Source organism: Fundicoccus ignavus, assembly GCF_009659375.1.
Lineage (GTDB): Bacteria > Bacillota > Bacilli > Lactobacillales > Aerococcaceae > Fundicoccus > Fundicoccus ignavus.
In genome coordinates, this window is record NZ_WJQT01000006.1 from 85,743 (window position 1) to 100,576 (window position 14,834).

Genomic DNA, 14,834 nt, shown 5'->3' on the forward strand with positions numbered 1-14,834 from the left:
TAGTTTCTCTAATTGCCTTAATCTTTTTTTTATCACTTATTCTGTTACAGTAGGACCATTTCTGAACACAACGCCAATATAAACAACTTCAACAAACCCCTCTGCCGTTTGCTTATCTTGAGATACTTTTGGAATATAGCCCGTATAACCATAAGAATTATAATAAATCGTTTCAGGAATCAATGAAGCATCTGTATATTTTTTAGTGACACCAACTGTTAGTAAAGGAAAATTTTCAAACATGAGTTTATCTAACTCTTCATCGACACCGAGGTAATAGAACACTTCATTAAACAATGGATCATTCTCATCGATAAAGTGTATCGCTTGATCATCTTCGACTTTATCTACCCTTTCAACGTCTGCTAAGAAGGAACTAGCTTGAGCAGAAACTATACTCGCTTCACTTGTGTGTACAGTTAGAAAAATCATGGCAAGCAACGCATAACGAACTTTGGCTTTCATATTTATCATCTCCTTGCATAATTAGATACTCTTTGAAACACAAAATTTAAGATTAAACAAAAAAACAATGATAATTATTAACTTTTCAGTTATTCATCAATAATTGATAATACATTCAAGATTAATTTATAAATTAACAAATTTTGAGGATAATTTATCTAATTAATTGATTTCACAAAATATATTTCGTTAATCTGAATTTTAACCAATATTTCATTTTAATACAAATTTAAATCCAAGATTGAAACTAAAAAATCCCACCTCATTTGCTAATACATAATCACAATTCCAGCATATTGTGCATAATATAAACCTTGATAAAATGAAATATACTGTCGAGCTAGATATCCCTTATAATATCCATCATCATAAAATACTCGTTCAGGTGGTATTGCACTAAAAGTATATGTCACTACCATTTGTTTACTGCTACTTCTTTGATTTATTGCTGTGTCAAACTTCTTAATTTCCTCTAAATTATTTGACATTTTCTCATATTCTGAAATTTGGTTAGTATCTTCAGAATTTTCTATCCGCTCTTCAGATAGTTCAATTTGCGGGTCAGATAGTTCAGCAACTGAGCTTGATTTAAATCTTCTGTCTCTGTATTTAATTCTTCCGTGTCTAAATCTTGATTCAAACCTCTGTCTGTGTGTTTAATTCATTTGAATATGTATTTTGAATCGAGTCTTCTTGCTCTAGCTTGTTTTTATAAAAAACTATCTCTTATTCAGGCAATGTTCGTTCGGGTCATCTAAGTCGTCTTGTAACGTCTCATAAACAGTCCCCGGCTTATGTGCGATTGCACCGTAGACCGTAATCATCTTCTGAACCCTCATTGATAATATTGTGCCACATACTTACGGGAACCAAAACACTACCGCCCGCTTTCAACGTATGCTCCACCGGAATAAAACGGTTAAGATATCGTTCATGATATGTTGGCTCATTATTCGAAGATTGAATCACAATTAAGCCAGTGAGTACTGATGATACTATCAGCTCACTGGCTTTTGAAGTAGAAAATCAGTTTATAGATGGTTGGCAAGACTCAAGTCAGTTTTTGAAAAAAAGAACCTAAAGACCATAACGATATGCCGAGAAGATTCACTATGTTTCATTGAGTTCTTTTCTGAGCTCACCCGATATTTCTTACTGTTTAATCTTGTGCCTGCCTTCTCAATTCTTTAAGAAAAGTTATTTTTTGAGATTCTAAGGACCGATACGTCACAACTTCGATTTCCCACAAATCGATTTGTTGTAAGTCCACAACACTAGTTTCAACGAGTATAAATTGCCACTTTTGTTTGATTGCCTCATTGCTCGTTTCTTCACTGATTAAGGTGAGCTGATCAATTTTAAAATCAGATTTATTCGTTAAGGCTGTTGTATACTTTTCGGTAATCCATCCGTTAATCAATAACTTGTCGAGGTAAGTTTCGTCAACAATATCATGAAAAGATGTGAGAATATTATTCTGTATAAAATCACTGTCAAACGAGAACAATTTTATTGGACAACTACTTTCTGTATCTTCAAGAGTGTCAATTTTATTTTTCATTTCCTGATTTAATGAAGCATCAAACTCGACTGCTTCAGCGTAATTAATTTCGTACAGAGCTTGAATAAATTTTTCTTCTATTGAACTGGCGAATATTATGTTTCTATCAAAAGTTATTAAAAAACTGATACTTAATATGATAAGAATAATTTTCTTCACATTCTTCACCTTCCATTGATATCTTCTTTGAATACTAGGGATTTCATTTGCACTAGTATATCTTGGGGAGTTGGTATAATAGTACGTATTAGTTGAAAGCTTACTTGTATGGCATAAGATCGCCAACTTCCTACAAGAACTCCTAAATTATTTTCTGTAACATAGGCAGTTCCACATTTTATTTCATAACAAATACCATTTCTATTTGGTGATATTGGTATATAAATACAGTAATATGAAATCAAGAATCAATTTATTACTTCGTATAAATTATGATTATGATCCATAAAATTATTCCATAATGGATCATTCGAAAACGAAACCTCAGGATCATTTCCAAATTGATTATTAAGTGTAACAATTGTATCCTCAAAAACTATAGTATTGTTCGTATTCAAATCCTCTAAGCTTTCAATAGAAAAAACAAAATTTTTCACTCCATAATTGACATGTATGTTTGTTGGGTCAGTTTCTACATTAACTTCATCCAGTAGGACTTGCCAAACTATTGTCACATCTTTCGAGTCATAAGAGGCATTTGATATCTCAACAACAGTGTGTTCTCCAGGTACAATCTTCAATACTAATTTAATTAATTCTTTCACAGTTAACGGATAGTCTAATTGGTTCACTGAATCTATTGTTATCCCTTTTTTATTTTCCCACTCCTTTGCGCTGTCTTCATTATTATAGATTAAATATATCTCATCCTCGCCAAAGATATAGGAAATTATTTCGGATTCTTTATTAACAAAAGCTTTATTTTTAGGTACCAGTTGCTCGCTTGGAAATTCTACTTTATCGATAGCCTTAACTAGAAATTCTCTATTGTCATTAAAGCAATAATAACTTAAAAGTATAATTACTAATGCAACAACTCTTAGGTTTTTTCTATTCATTTTTCTTTCCTTCTCCTCGGATGTTTTTGCGTTTCTCCTAACGCCTCGATTTTTCGTCATAAACGCTTGAAGGCCTTCCTCTAGGTATCTTTGGGTCCAAGTGGTAATGGTACGGGGAGCAGTTTGTGTGAAGGACACAATTTCAACAATGGTCTTCCCTTCTCCGCGTAACATCACTGCTTGAATGCGGCGATAAGATGTGACATTCTTTGCTAGTTTTAGATGATGTGCCAACTCGTCCAAGTGTTCTTTTGTTATTGTAAAATATCTATTAGTTTTCATACTTTTTATTAAACTATAAGTTTCATTGAAACAAAATTAGTATTACTAAAACTTTCTTAATTTGAAATCGATTTCAAACACAGCTTAACAGTTATATTATATATTGTCAATAATATCTATTGTTTTTATTTGTAATCGTAACCAAGAAATATGTTTAATATCTATTTTTACTTAATGTTATTACCAAAAGAAGTTGTATAAGCGAATAGTCGTATGATAGATTGTAAAGTTGTTAAAAAAAGAGAACAAGTGATTAATTTATTAGAAACTAAATCCAGCTTTATATAAAAGGATAATAAAAATATCTTTACTCAAATTGAACGAATAATACTCAAGACTAGTAAATATAAAAAGCTGAATTCTAGCTGAAAAGTGCATTAAAACAGCTAATTAAATTATTTAAGCAATATTTTAATAAGGTTTGTCTTCCAGTAAAAATAATTGTTGTGGCTATTTGATCTTCTCGATATTAAGCAATCGTTCTGCGAACAACAGATTGTTTCGGTTGCACCATCTATACGCCCTTTCACGGTTATGGATACTCACAAATATGCTTAAGATTAGAAATATCAGCTTTTTACCTTAAGTTTTTTGAAGTTGAATGCCACGATAGTGCCAGTGCATTGGTGCTTTTTTATAGTTTATGACTAGTGGTGCATAAAAATTAATAAAATATTGACCAACTAAAGTTAATGTATATAAATGAATTATTTTTTTTCAGAAATGACTACTGATGTAAAGGATCATTATTAGGGACTCGATAACGAGAATGTAGAACTAAATATGCGAATCAATTTAATTAGAATGAAAAAAACTAGAAAGCAGAGAAGAAATTTTGACTGTTGTCATTTCATGAGAGAACTTATGCGCTAGGTATATAAATGTTTACTGTCATTGTAAATGACTTTTTCCATTTGCATCTTAAAGCACACACGTCAAGAAAACCCAAATCATTCTTGATCAAAATCAGTATATAACCGAAAAGTTTATTCTAATTCTTCTGATTTTATACGGCTATATATGAATTTCACTAGTCAAAGCTTAGCTTGAGGGGGTCTAAATAAGTAAGGTTCATCCCTTGACGAATAAAAAAAACTTTATGATAGATGATATCTTGGAAAAATCACATTATGAAATATGTCGAACATTTATTGGCTTCTCCTTGCCAGATCTGTGGTTATTCATTTGAATACACAAATGATTTATAAATAATCCAGTGCTATCATAGTAAAATTTTCAGAAATCTAGTTTGAATTCTTGACGTAATTTTTGAGTAAAACTTAAATCATCATTTATATAATATAAAGAATCGATTACCTTTACTTCTTTCGATAACTTTTATATGTTATATTATAATTAAAAGAGGTGATAAAAATGTTAAAAAATAGGATTAGTAATCGGGAACGAGATATTCTTTCTTTAATGTGGGAAGCCAATGAAGCACTGACTGCAAAACAAATTTGTGATTTGAATGAAGATCTTGTTATGAGTACGGTTCAAACAACACTTAGAAATCTACTAAAGAACAAACTTATTGAAGTCGATGAGATTGTTTTTAGCGGAAAAGCACTTTCTCGATGTTACCTACCGACAATTAGTCAAGAAGAATTTATCGTTAAACAATTCGAATCGATAGACCTACAAAAATTTATGACAGCATTTCTTGGCCAGGAACAAAAAATTTCTGAAGAAGAAATTAATAAAATTGAAGAACTACTTGAACAAGCACGAAAATCAGAGTAAACGGAGACTGGTCTATGAATCTTTCGTTTAAAACCATTTTTATATCGATAGTCTTAAGTACACCTTTTATTTTATTGCAACATTATTTAATGAAAAAAATAAGTAACAAATCTATGATATCTGCTAGAATATTAAATTTAATTTCACTTCTATTTATCTTTAGAATGTTACTACCAGTGGAGTATACCTATACCATTTCTATCTATTCAAAAGTTATTTTTCCATTTGTGCGTGATATATTAATTGCAGACCTGCCGTTGATCAATACAAGTCTTATGATGTTATTTTGTATACTATGGGGTAGTGTAAGTTTCGTCAAATTAATCAAACAAATTAAAAGCCTCATTAATTTCAAAAAAATTGTCAACTATAGTTACTCAGTCAATTTTTTCAATAAAACATTGCCGGAAAATTATCAAAAACACAAGGTAAGAGTTCTCTCCGAAATTAAGTCTCCTTGTGTAATTGGTTTTATAAAACCAATCATCTTATTGCCTAATACATTTTTTACCGAAACTGAATTGACGAACATATTGAAACACGAGTATTTACACATTTCTAGATTCGATTTAATTGTTAAAGGTATCTACGAATTCCTTGTAATTATTTATTGGTGGAATCCTTTAATGTACATTTTTAGAGAACAATTTTCAACGATTATTGAACTTCGAGTTGATGAAGAACTGGTTGAAAATTTTTCTACCGAAGAACGAATTGAATATATTCAATTAATGCTGAAAGTTCAAAACGAACAAAATTATTCAACTAAAGCTTCAGATTTTGCATTATATTTTAATGCGGTCTCTGAAGAACCACTTTATCAGCGTTCGGTTAATATATTAAATAACAATAAGTTCAAACCGAAATTATCCACTTTGGTGGTTTTGTTTTTAATTGGTTTTTATTTCTCAACTTCGATTATAATTGAACCCTATTATGAGAATAGCACAAAACGTGATGAATCCTTTCTAATTACTAAAGATAATGCTTATTTATTTCTAAATACTAATGATGAATACGAATTGTATGTTAATGATCAATTAATTCAAACTATCGAAGATATTAAACACGAATCGTTTAATACCTTGCCAATTTTTAAAACAAAGGATGATATTAAAAGTGAAACTAATTAAAATGTTTACTATCAGTTTTATTATATTAACGACAATTTTTACTGCTAACGATTCTGTGAGCGCCCAAAGTATTATCGCTGATAATACTATTGTTGAACCTTTTGCTAATGCTATTGAATGGCGTTATAAAATAATCAACGGTGTATTACATCGTAGATTGTTAAATGTTTCTACAGATACTTGGATAAGTGTTTGGGAACCAGTATGATACACATAATCATTCGCGTCGCTTGTTCCTAACAGAGGAACAATTCGGACTTTCTCTGTGATTACTTAATATTTGTTTAGCTTCGTTGTTTATAATACATCTTGAATTCCATTTAATCTTCCATGCGTAGATTTCCGTGGTGGTGTTGCAAAAACGGTATCAGGGGAAATCGGCGCAGCAAATTGATCAGAGTTTAGCCGATTGAACTGGTGTTAATGTCAGCTGGAAAAGTACCAACGTCTGTGAACGCTAGGAAATGACTACCACTTTAGCAAACCATCCAGGTGAGCAAAGGATCAATGCTAAACAATAAACCCTTAAAATATAAAAATGAAAGAACGCATTGTCAGAGATATCGCTCTGCTCATGCGTTCTTTTCTTTTAAAATTCTAGGTTATAAGCAATTTGCTTAAAGTTGGTTTTCTAAAAACTTCGCAAGTTGATCTTTATCGCGGGCTTTCTGTGCCTGTGAAATATTACTTGGATTCAAGTATAAGCGCGCTTGTTCTACGCCTTCGGCGTCATAAGCTACGACTGCTTCACCCTCTTCAGGATTATCACTCACTCGTTCAGCCTTCGCAAACTCTGCGCCCCAAATTTCTAAACTTTCTTCAGCAACAGCTTCACGTAAAACATTGTACATTTCAGCTTGTTGAGCAGGCACTTTAAAAATATCGATTTGAACAAATTCTTCTTCTTTTTCTCGACGTTGGTGCTTGCTTGTGCGATTGGTTGGTTTCTTCGCCATAATTAACCTTCTTTACTATTCTAAATTTTAACGTTTATGTGTACGGTATTTCTTCATGAATGCCATCGAATCATTCGCTAATAACTCTTCCAACAGCGATAAAACGGCTAGGTCATTGTTGTTGCCGATTTGATAACGTGTTTCTGCTACTAAATCTGGATCCGCATTCCCCATTGAAACACTATATAGAGCCTCTCGCATCATTGACGAATCGTTTAAACTATCGCCAAATGCCATCGTTTCATCCGATGAAATATTATATTTATCTTGTAAGTAGCGTACCGAAGAGCCTTTACCACCATCACGATGATAAACATCTAGCCAGCCGTCACCACTTGTCACAGCGGAGCAATCATCATATCGTTCATTAATAATACGCGCCATTGTTTTGTTCTCGTGTAACGCCTTCTCGCTATGGATGGCGATTTTGACTGCTTGTTCATTCACAGGGATATCATTAAACGTTTCAACTAACACAATACGGTCGTTATAACGTTTAACAATTTCCAATTCTTCCTCATCCATTTCACGGAAATAGGTCTTATCTCCAGTACTCACGTTAGGATGGAAACCATCGAATTCATCTAAGAAGTGCTCAATTGAGATGACCGTTTCAGGATTAATCGAAATTGCGTGCAACAATGCTTGTTCACGCACAATATAATTTCCATTATCTCCGGCAAAATATAAACGATTGCGGTCTTCTTCGTCGAAATATGCTTCTAGTTTGTGGAAGCTATTCCCGCTCGCAATACATACAATAATATCTCTCGCTAATAAATCCGCTAAAATGCGCTTAAAACGAGCGACATCGTAAGTCTTATCCGTCTTTAAAAATGTTTCATCCATATCAATTGCAATTAATTTAATCGTCATGATACCCTACCTTTAATTATTTTAAGGCAAACTATTGCCTGCACTTAGGTATATATCATACCATTCTTGGCGACTTAATTCGACTGTTGTCCCTTCACACATTTTAGTGATGCGCTCTGGATTCATTGAGCCAACAATTGGTTGCATCATTGCTGGATGACGTAGAATCCAAGCCATCACGATGGCTTCAAGTGTAACACCACGTTCGTCGGCATAAGCTTGCAATTTAGCTGTTAATTCTTGATAAGCTGGATGTTTAATAAATAAACCTTGGCTTAAATCTACTTGGAATGGCGACCACGGTTGAATCGTCATTTCTTTAAGTCGTGAATAATCAAGGATACTTCCATCTCGATTCAAGCCAGCTTCATCCAACATATTCACATTAAAACCTGCATCCACCATTGGGGTATGTGCTGGACCAAATTGAAGCTGATTCGCTTGTAGTTTCATTGGCACATACTTTTGTAAGAGCTCAATTTGCATTGGGTTTTGATTGCTGACGCCGAAATAGTTAACTTTACCACTTTGTGCTAATTGTTCAAAGGCTGAAGCGACTTCCTCAGGCTCTACTAAAGTATCTGGACGATGTAACAATAAGAAATCTAAATAGTCTGTTTCAAGTCTATCTAAAACCCCCTCTACCGAAGATACAATGTGTTCTTTCGAGAAGTCAAAAAAACCTTTACGAATCCCAACTTTTGATTGTAAGAATAGTTCATCACGTTTTAAACCAGCTGCTTTAGCGGCTTGAGCAAAAACTGTTTCTGATTTGCCTCCACCGTAAATATCCGCATGATCATAAAAATTAATGCCACTTGCATGAGCTGCAGTTAATACGTCTGCTGCCTCAGCCACCGATAACTCACTCATTCGCATACAACCTAAAATTAGACGACTTGCTTCAATCCCTGTAGTTCCCACTGACATAAAATTCATTCAAAGTTCCTCTTTTCTATACAATTTTGTTTAATTGATGATGCCTAACGTTTAAACATTCCTGTAATACCACGCGACACGGCTTTACCTACTTCGCGTCCAACACTACTCATAATATTCTTCGTGAAACGATCCATCGCTGAATCTGTACGACGTGCACTTGTACGGGCTTTCTGTGCCGCCTGACGGGCCCGTTCATTTTCTTTTTCGGCTTGCTTACGCTGTTTTTCCAATTCTTTGGCTAATTCTGCTTCTTGCTTAGCCTCTGCCTTGGCTTGCTCTTTGGCTAAACGTTCTGCTTCGGCGGCTTGAGCCGCTGCTTCTGCCTCTGCAATCAAGGCTGCTTCTTCCATTTCAATTAAGGCCGTGATTTGTTCGTGCGCACTTTCGCGGTTAATACTCTCTTGGTATTTCTCCAATAAAGGTGATTGATTGACTACTTGCAATAGTTTGCTTGGATCAATCGTGCCAATGCGACTTTGTGGCGGGTAAATCATGACGCGATCAGCCATAGACGGTGTCCCATCAGCTTGCAAGGTTGAAACGACCGCTTCACCGACTTTCAACTCTTGGATAACATGCGCTAAATCTTCGCCACTTTCTTGGCGGAAACTATCTGCCACTGCTTTGACTGTTTTTAATTCCTTCGGCGTAAAGGCTCTGAGTCCATGTTGAATTCGATTCCCAAGCTGACTGGCGACAGCTTCAGGTATATCCGTTGTATTCTGTGTAATAAAGAAGACACCTACACCTTTCGAGCGAATCAAGCGAACAATCAGTTCTATTTTGTCTAGGAGGGCTTTTGGTGTGCCATCAAAGAGTGAATGCGCCTCATCAAAGAAAAAGACTAACTTCGGCTGCGGTAAGTCCCCTACTTCAGGTAAATCTTCATAGAGTTCCGATAATAATGCCAGCAACACGGTCGCATATAAAGTCGGCTGTGTATATAATTGCTTAGCATTTAGGATATTGATCACGCCACGTCCATCTGCTGACTGGCGCATAAAGTCCGCTATTTCCAAACTCGGCTCATTAAAAAATTGTTGGCCTCCTTGTTGTTCTAAGACCACAATACTGCGCAGAATCACGCCAACTGAAGCTTTTGAAATCGTACCATAGTGCTGGCCCAACTCTTGCGCGTGGTCAGCAACATAATTTAACATCGCACGTAAATCCATTAAATCAATCAATAATAATTCCCGCTCATCTGCTACCGCAAAGACAATATTCAGTATGCCGGTTTGCGTATCATTCAAGCCTAATAAACGTGATAAGAGAATCGGTCCCATTTCAGAAATGGTAATTCGAACTGGCGTCCCTTCCGCTCCAAACACATCCCAAATTTCCACCGGATAACTTTGTGGTTCATATGTGGTGTACTGTGTTGCTGTTAATCTTTCTTCCAGACCATCTCCGGTATTGGCTTCCGCCAGACTTGCGATATCCCCTTTAATATCCGAGAGGAACACCGGAATCCCTGCCGCACTCAACTGTTCCGCCAACACCTTCAACGTAATCGTCTTTCCTGTACCCGTTGCGCCTGCAATAATCCCGTGACGATTCAATTTCGATAATTCAATTGACGCTACATCTTTCCCATAGCCAAAATACACTTTCTCCGTCACACACTCTACCTCCTTTAACCGTTCTTTATGACTCCTATTTTATCACAAGTTGTTTTAAGGCAGTTAGCTTATACCATTGTTTAAGTAGTAATGTTTGCTTATAAGCTTCCAATTTGCTAAGAAATAGTTTAGCCTCTGACGAATATTTATCCAAAGTCATAGTTTGAATGATGATTATTGGTATTTCACTCAAAATAAGAAACCCTTTCACCCAGCTTTCGCCAAATAAAAGAGTTCCCTTTATACACTATTTAAATTGATAGTTGGTCTAAGAAGGCCATATCTTCTGCGCTAATTTCAAAATCTAAATCAGCGTTTGCTAAAATATATTCTTCATGAACAGATTTCGGCAAAATAATATGCCCTTTCTGAATTGGATAACGGTAACAAATCTGCGGAATCGTTTTTGAGTATTTATCCGCAATCGCTTGGATATCTGGATTACCTAATAAACGCCCTGTTCCCAATGAAGAATAAGCTTCAACGATAATATCATTCTCCTGACAGAAGTTGACAATTTCATCTTGCGTATAACCAATGTGGAACAGAATTTGGTTCACAACTGGCTTAATCGATGTATTGTCTAACAAGTTTTGAATATCCGCCACGTTAAAGTTCGATACACCGATAGCACGAACTAAACCTTTTTCATATAATTCACTCAAAGCGCGCCAAACTTGTAAGTTTTCTTCATAGAAGTTCGGACGTGTGGCTTCACGACTAAATAGATGCCAAGGTGTTGGACAGTGAACGAGCACTAAATCAATATAATCTGTCCCTAGTTCTTCTAATTCTCGGTAGAAAGCCGTCATCGTATCTGTATAAGTTTTCGCTTCGCCAGGAATTTTAGTTGTGATAAAGATATCTTCACGTTTTGCTTTGCTGGACGCGATTCCTGCACGAATTCCTTTACTATTGTTGTAACCACGCGCACCGTCAATATGACGGTAGCCATTCTTAATCGCAAAAGCGGTTGAGTTTACCGCATCTGCAATCGATACTTGCCAAGTCCCTAAGGCAACTTGTGGGATTTCAACGCCATTGTTAAGCGTCAATGTTTTGTCTAAAATCGTCATATAATCCACCTTTCAAATGTCATATGTTTATTATACGCTGTTTACGGCTTGATTGTAAATGTTTACATTATTGTTAAGACAATAAAAATGGATTAGTTTGAGGGATTAATGGGTGACCTAGTTTACGAATCAAGTAATTACTATATTGTCTTATTCTGTCAGCTTATTGAGTTTTCGCGATTCAATGATTAAACTCGGCTTGTGAGTTTGATGATTGAAGCCCTCAATGTTTAAACTCAGATCGCGAGTTCGAACATTGAAACACTTTCTTGCACTTCAAGGATGAAATGACTTCTTTTTGCAAAAGAAGTCGCCCTTTTAAAAGCTTTTTAAACAAGATGTTCTCAGTTTTACTCTACAATCGACGCATTAAATAGTTTCCGCTAATAATTATCAATCTATTAGCGAAGCATATCCCTTTATTTATTTTCAATGATTCTAATGTGCTAACTCGGAAATTGAGTCGACACATTAGACCTGTTAATGTGCCAACTCAATTCGACTATCGACGTAATTACCGTAAATTTTTCGATTTTCAAGCATATTTTGACGAGTCACTTGCTTATTTCAGACAATATCTCGTATTTGCAGCTAGTTTTTTGCTTAAACATACAGATATTTGTTCTAATGTGCTAACTCGGAAATTGAGTCGACACATTAGACCTGTTAATGTGCCAACTCAATTCGACTATCGACATGATTACCGTAAATTTTTCGATTTTCAAGCATATTTTGACGAGTCACTTGCTTATTTCAGGCAATATCTCGCATTTACAGCTAGTTTTTTGCTTAAACATACAGATATTTGTTCTAATGTGCTAACTCGAAATTTGAGTCGACACATTAGACCTGTTAACGTGCCAACTCAATTCGACTATCGACATGATTACAGTAAATTTTTCGATTTTCAAGCATATTTTGACGAGTCACTTGCTTATTTCAGGCAATATCTCGCATTTACAGCTAGTTTTTTGCTTAAACATACAGATATTTGTTCTAATGTGCTAACTCGAAATTTGAGTCGATACATTAGACCTGTTAATGTGCCAACTCAATTCGACTATCGACATGATTACCGTAAATTTTTCGATTTTCAAGCATATTATGACGAGTCACTTGCTTATTCCAGGCAATATACTCGCATTTGCAGCTGGTTTTTTTGCTTAAACATACAGATATTTGTTCTAATGTGCTAACTCGGAAATTGAGTCGACACATTAGACCTGTTAACGTGCCAACTCAATTCGACTATCGACATGATTATCGAAGTATAAACCTCGATAAATTAACATAATACTCATAGGCTTCTTAATAAGAAAACTTCAGAATTTAAATTCTGTTTAGTCGTTTTAATCTGATTATATCGCTATACTTTTGTTGGAATACTTAAGGCAGATCAGCTAATTGTGTTCCAAAGCGGTAGCGAAACAGTTAATGAGCAATCGGCGTAGCTTGCTGTGACAACCAATAAAGAAATCAAATTAACCGATTCCTAGCCGATTGAGCTGGAAAAATACGAACGTCACGCTTATCATTGAGGCTTTGAAAGCAACCTCCGCCTTGGATGAGCATAAGATGACAGAAGTACAAAGCTTGCTAAATTAATACAAAAATTATAAAACCTCATATTACAAGAAAGCACTGCTCAGCAATTTAGCTAAGCAGTGCGACTCTTTATGGCATGGTGTCAGATTTCGTATAAGTCACGCCGTAATCATCCGTAATTGTTTCGCCATCGGAGTCCTCTTCATATTCAAAGCGTAAAATTCGTTGTGTCTGAATTTTAACAAGCCAAAGGTCTTGCGAGCGTTCAATCGTTGGTGCATGTAAGGTAATGAATTGATAATCTGAAGGAGCATTGAAATTATGGTGCACGTTAGCAAAATCAATGTGCGGATCCTGTGCGTCAATTAACGCATCTATATCTTGACGCGTCATCTCAGGCGTAATCTGTGCGGCTACTTCAGTATAAATTTGTGCATAATCTGGCAAGTTTAGGTTTTCTTCCTGCCACTTCTTAAACTCATCTGCATCCATTGTAGGATCAATCATCCCGGTCAGACCTTGATAATTATTTAGTAATTCAAAGAGTCGTTCCGTGTTCTTCGTCTCATCATCGCGTTGGTTCTCAGGACGCAGCAAAATCATGATACTTGCATCATCAAAGACAAAACCTTGAATCATTCGATTTTCTTCAGTCAAGTAATAGCCTTTATATGGAAAATCTGTATTCTCTTGAGCAACAACTTGTGATTGAGGTAAAAGTAAAGTAAGCGACAGTAGCATAGCGACTAATATAAGCATAAATTTCTTCATAATATGAGCCCTCCTTGGTAAATAGTTTATGGAATACTCTCTGGTTTTTCGTTAGTTTTGGTATAGGTTACGCCATAATCATCAGTGATTGTTTCTCCATCTGTACTCTCCTCATACTCAAAGCGTAAGAGGAGGTTATCATAGATTTCCACCCGCCATAAATTTTGTGACCTAAAAATAGTTGGTGCATTCAGCTTTACATAAGGATTCCACCACATACGATCAGTGTTTATAATGGCATTTGTTGTATCCACACTAGGTATTTGGGCATCAATCATGGCATCAACTTGTTGCCTTGTCATATCTGGTGTAATTTGCTTAGCAACTTCTGTGTAAATTTCGGCCAAATTTGGCAAGTTTTCTTCACGCCACTTCTCAACTTCCTCCGAACTAACAAATGGATTTATATTTAATGATACATAATTCGCATGATTATAGAGTTTCTCCCAACGGTCAAAATTTTTAGTGTCGGTATTAATTTCATTTTCTAAAGGAAAAATAATGTAAATTGTATGTTCATCAAAGTAAAACCCTCGAATATACCGATTTTCTTCCGTTGCATAGTAGCCATTATATGGAAACTCTTGTTGATTACTCTCTGTTACTTGATCATCGTCTTGTGCTAAGACCACAGTCATATCGTTTGAGTACCCTATCATCGTCAATACACTAAGCAAACTTAACCACTTAATCACTGCGTTTTTCATTCTAAAACTCCTTTTTTTCTTTGACTTTGCCTCACATTTGAGTTTAAACTAGAGATACTATTTCTTAACTGTATCATAACCTAACGCCACTAATTAA

14 protein-coding genes are annotated in these 14,834 nt (G+C 35.2%); 3 read left to right on the plus strand and 11 right to left on the minus strand.

The genetic code is table 11. The features are described from left to right. Positions 1–36: 36 nt before the first annotated feature. The 4 genes from GF867_RS06085 to GF867_RS06100 form a co-directional block, all read right to left on the minus strand. On the minus strand, positions 37–465 hold the full coding sequence (locus GF867_RS06085) for a hypothetical protein (protein WP_153832210.1): 429 nt from the start codon (positions 463–465) through the stop codon (positions 37–39). A gap of 269 nt (positions 466–734) precedes the next feature. Continuing rightward, the gene (locus GF867_RS06090) at positions 735–884 is read right to left on the minus strand and encodes a hypothetical protein (protein WP_153832211.1); all 150 of its coding nucleotides are present in this window, start codon (positions 882–884) and stop codon (positions 735–737) included. A 740-nt stretch (positions 885–1,624) separates the two neighbouring features. Further along, a complete protein-coding gene (locus GF867_RS06095) occupies positions 1,625–2,185 on the minus strand; it encodes a hypothetical protein (protein WP_153832212.1) in 561 nt (186 codons plus the stop codon). Positions 2,186–2,433: 248 nt separating this feature from the next. Further along, the gene (locus GF867_RS06100) at positions 2,434–3,366 is read right to left on the minus strand and encodes a helix-turn-helix domain-containing protein (protein WP_153832213.1); all 933 of its coding nucleotides are present in this window, start codon (positions 3,364–3,366) and stop codon (positions 2,434–2,436) included. Between the two features lie 1,374 nt (positions 3,367–4,740). On the opposite strand from GF867_RS06100, the gene GF867_RS06105 reads away from it, so the two are divergent. From GF867_RS06105 to GF867_RS06115, 3 genes are all read left to right on the plus strand, one after another. Beyond that, positions 4,741–5,109: a BlaI/MecI/CopY family transcriptional regulator gene (locus GF867_RS06105; protein WP_153832214.1), complete on the plus strand. Its 369-nt coding sequence runs from the start codon at positions 4,741–4,743 to the stop codon at positions 5,107–5,109. A 278-nt stretch (positions 5,110–5,387) separates the two neighbouring features. Next, on the plus strand, positions 5,388–6,242 hold the full coding sequence (locus GF867_RS06110; protein WP_253940765.1) for a M56 family metallopeptidase: 855 nt from the start codon (positions 5,388–5,390) through the stop codon (positions 6,240–6,242). After that, positions 6,229–6,450 (plus strand): hypothetical protein, encoded by a 222-nt coding sequence (locus GF867_RS06115; protein ID WP_153832216.1) that lies wholly within the window; start codon positions 6,229–6,231, stop codon positions 6,448–6,450. Before GF867_RS06110 ends, GF867_RS06115 begins: the two co-directional genes overlap by 14 nt. A 409-nt stretch (positions 6,451–6,859) precedes the next feature. Here GF867_RS06115 and GF867_RS06120 read toward each other — a convergent pair whose 3' ends face one another. From GF867_RS06120 to GF867_RS06150, 7 genes are all read right to left on the minus strand, one after another. Then, positions 6,860–7,198, minus strand: coding sequence for a hypothetical protein (locus tag GF867_RS06120; RefSeq protein WP_153832217.1), 339 nt, complete (start codon positions 7,196–7,198; stop codon positions 6,860–6,862). Between the two features lie 27 nt (positions 7,199–7,225). Next, on the minus strand, positions 7,226–8,074 hold the full coding sequence (locus GF867_RS06125; RefSeq protein ID WP_153832218.1) for an HAD-IIB family hydrolase: 849 nt from the start codon (positions 8,072–8,074) through the stop codon (positions 7,226–7,228). A 21-nt stretch (positions 8,075–8,095) separates the two neighbouring features. Next, positions 8,096–9,013: an aldo/keto reductase gene (locus tag GF867_RS06130; protein WP_153832219.1), complete on the minus strand. Its 918-nt coding sequence runs from the start codon at positions 9,011–9,013 to the stop codon at positions 8,096–8,098. A 44-nt stretch (positions 9,014–9,057) separates the two neighbouring features. Next, complete coding sequence (locus GF867_RS06135; RefSeq protein WP_366927770.1) at positions 9,058–10,638, minus strand: helicase HerA-like domain-containing protein; 1,581 nt, start codon at positions 10,636–10,638, stop codon at positions 9,058–9,060. A 251-nt stretch (positions 10,639–10,889) separates the two neighbouring features. Then, complete coding sequence (locus GF867_RS06140; protein WP_153832220.1) at positions 10,890–11,714, minus strand: aldo/keto reductase family protein; 825 nt, start codon at positions 11,712–11,714, stop codon at positions 10,890–10,892. A gap of 1,674 nt (positions 11,715–13,388) precedes the next feature. Beyond that, on the minus strand, positions 13,389–14,030 hold the full coding sequence (locus GF867_RS06145) for a hypothetical protein (protein ID WP_153832221.1): 642 nt from the start codon (positions 14,028–14,030) through the stop codon (positions 13,389–13,391). Between the two features lie 26 nt (positions 14,031–14,056). Further along, on the minus strand, positions 14,057–14,737 hold the full coding sequence (locus GF867_RS06150; protein ID WP_153832222.1) for a hypothetical protein: 681 nt from the start codon (positions 14,735–14,737) through the stop codon (positions 14,057–14,059). Positions 14,738–14,834: the final 97 nt, after the last annotated feature.